Below are 2,388 nucleotides of genomic sequence, written 5' to 3'. Positions count from 1 at the left end.
ACAGGGGACGGCATCAACACCTATGTGTGGAATGCGCGTAACCAGCTCATTCAGATCAAGGACAGCACCAACACAGAAACGGCCAGCTTTACCTATGATGCACTGGGCAGAAGACAAACAAAGACTGTGAATGGTGTCAGTACCGGCTTTGTGTATGATGGTGTCAACATCGTTCAGGAACTCAATGGACTCAATGCAACCCAGGCAGATACGGCCAACATCAGAGCCAGCTACATTACCGCAGGGGTAGATCAGGTACTGGTGCAGCAGAGTGGAACGGGTAGCACGGCAAACAGCCTGACTTATCTGACAGATGCCATTGGTTCCACCATACGTCTGACAAACGGTACAGGCGATAAAGTTGTTGACTATAGTTATGACCCGTATGGTAATACCAGGGCGGATGCTGTCGTCAATAACGCCTTCCAGTACACCGGGCGGGAGAATGACGGGAATGGACTGTACTATTACCGCGCACGCTACTACTCGCCCGCGACACATCGGTTCATCGCAGAAGACCCGATTGGGTTAGCGGGGGGAATTAATACTTATGGGTATGTGGGCGGGAATCCGATTAGCTATACAGACCCGTCTGGACGTTGTTTTGGGCCGCTAATCGTTGCTTGTTATTATGGTGTGATATATGCAGAACAATTACTGATTGGCGCAGAGATTGCCGCGGCAATCTCTACCGGTGCCATATTGCCGTTTGCGTCTCCTGCATCAAATGCGGCTAAATCGACGGCAAGAGCAGTTACAACCATTGCTGAAGAAATTGGCACAGTTCAAATATTCAGTAGTTTCAAACAGGCGAAAACAGCGCTTGGTACGCAGGCTGGAGAGGACATTCATCATGTTGTGGAGCAATGTCAGGCCGCTAGAAGCGGGTTTCCTACCAGTGTCCTGAATACAACCAACAATTTGGTACGCTTACCAGAAGCAGTGCACGATTCTATAAGTGCACACTACTCCAAATTGGTTCGTGGAACAAACATGACGTTGAGAGACTCACTAAATGGTTTGCCTTTTCAGCAGCAATACGAAATTGGTTTAGATGTTATTCAAAAAGCTCTTGCTGGGAAATTATGATGAAAAATGAAAAAGACCTGGAAAAATTTGTTCAAGATGCCATAGATGAATGGTCGGACGTGTATGCAGGTGATGCAAAGGCTGCGAATGCAAGGATTCGTGCAGCTGAAAAAATGGTTGCTCGCTGGGCAAAGGAGGGGGTTGTTCTCGACTTACTTCTGCCTTTATTGGAGCATGAAGCAGCGTCTGTTAGGTTTGCTGCTGCTGCGCATCTAATTAATCACGGAGGTAAAGAGCAAGCAGTTGTCGTCCTACGTGATTTATTAAAACAACCAAACCTGATTTCAAGCTCGGCCAGTGCTGTACTACGTATTCATAAAATTTCAGTGACTCCTTGAATTATTTTTGCAAAGGTATTCCACAAAATCATAGAAGTATTCTTTGAAATGACGAGTATGACTATTTATTGGAACAAAACTTCGATCCCTTCACTTAAGGGCTTATCCAAGCAGGAGCAATCCGCCTTGATACTGCCCGTCTTTGGTACTGTCTGGCAACGTTGGCAGGTGTGGTTACCTGTGCTTATGCAGATAGTGGGGATGGTTTCATTCATGATCCTCATGCCGCAATTCCAGTATCGCCTTCCTGTTATCGTTGTCATGGCTTATGTCACGGTCAAATTGGCGTTTCTGCCTTTCAATCACTTTCTTGCACTTGAGTTAGAGAAGAAGCTTTTGCAAAGCAAAGCATAAAAAAAATTAATTAACCATGAGCAGGATTGAGATAAAAATAAGCCAGATCAAAAAAACTGCTCACTATATCGTCAGCTGGTGCCTGCTCCTTCTTTTTTGCCTGGCCTATGCCGGCACCGCCGACGCCATCACTAGCAGCGCCACCTACAGCAGCGACTACAACCAGGTCACCAGCATCACCGACCCCAACAACCAGAACACCGGCTTTGGCTACGACAACAACGACAACCTCACCAGCGTCACCGACGCCAACAGCCACAGCACCGGTTTCAGTTACGACGATCGCAACGCCGTCACCGGCAAGACCGATGCCTTAAACCAAAACAGCAGCATCGTCTATGACAACGAACACCGCATCAAACAAAGTACAGACCGCAAGAACCAGCAAACCAGCTACACCTATGACAGCCTCAACCGCCTGCGTACCGTCACCTATGCCGACAACAGCAGCATCACGTATAGCTACGATGCAGGCAATCGCGTCACATTGTTGACAGACACTTTGAACGGCAACATCAGCTTCGTCTACGACAATTTAGACCGCATCACCCAGGTCACCAGCCCCAAAGGCGTCGTCAACTACACCTATGACGCCAACGGCCAGCGC

The 2,388-nt window shown here is 47.9% G+C and carries 3 protein-coding genes and 1 pseudogene; all 4 read left to right on the top strand.

Going from position 1 to position 2,388, the window contains the following annotated elements:
• A partial coding sequence (locus LZ463_RS28790) for an RHS repeat-associated core domain-containing protein (protein WP_241459762.1) occupies positions 1–1,089 on the top strand: 1,089 nt, incomplete at its 5' end.
• On the top strand, positions 1,086–1,427 hold the full coding sequence (locus tag LZ463_RS28785) for a hypothetical protein (protein WP_241459761.1): 342 nt from the start codon (positions 1,086–1,088) through the stop codon (positions 1,425–1,427). The genes LZ463_RS28790 and LZ463_RS28785, both read left to right, overlap by 4 nt.
• 57 nt (positions 1,428–1,484) lie before the next feature.
• Positions 1,485–1,781 (top strand): hypothetical protein, encoded by a 297-nt coding sequence (locus LZ463_RS28780; protein ID WP_241459760.1) that lies wholly within the window; start codon positions 1,485–1,487, stop codon positions 1,779–1,781.
• Positions 1,782–1,797: 16 nt separating this feature from the next.
• Positions 1,798–2,388 (top strand): annotated as a pseudogene (locus LZ463_RS28775) (hypothetical protein); the annotation flags it as partial.

It is taken from the genome of Undibacterium paludis, assembly GCF_022568815.1.
Classification (GTDB): domain Bacteria; phylum Pseudomonadota; class Gammaproteobacteria; order Burkholderiales; family Burkholderiaceae_D; genus Undibacterium.
This window is presented reverse-complemented; position numbering and strand designations above follow the sequence as displayed.

Coding starts and splice junctions, on each gene's coding strand:
- LZ463_RS28785 (WP_241459761.1), top strand. CDS start 1,086: ATGATGAAAAATGAAAAAGACCTGGAAAAATTTGTTCAAGATGCCATA.
- LZ463_RS28780 (WP_241459760.1), top strand. CDS start 1,485: ATGACTATTTATTGGAACAAAACTTCGATCCCTTCACTTAAGGGCTTA.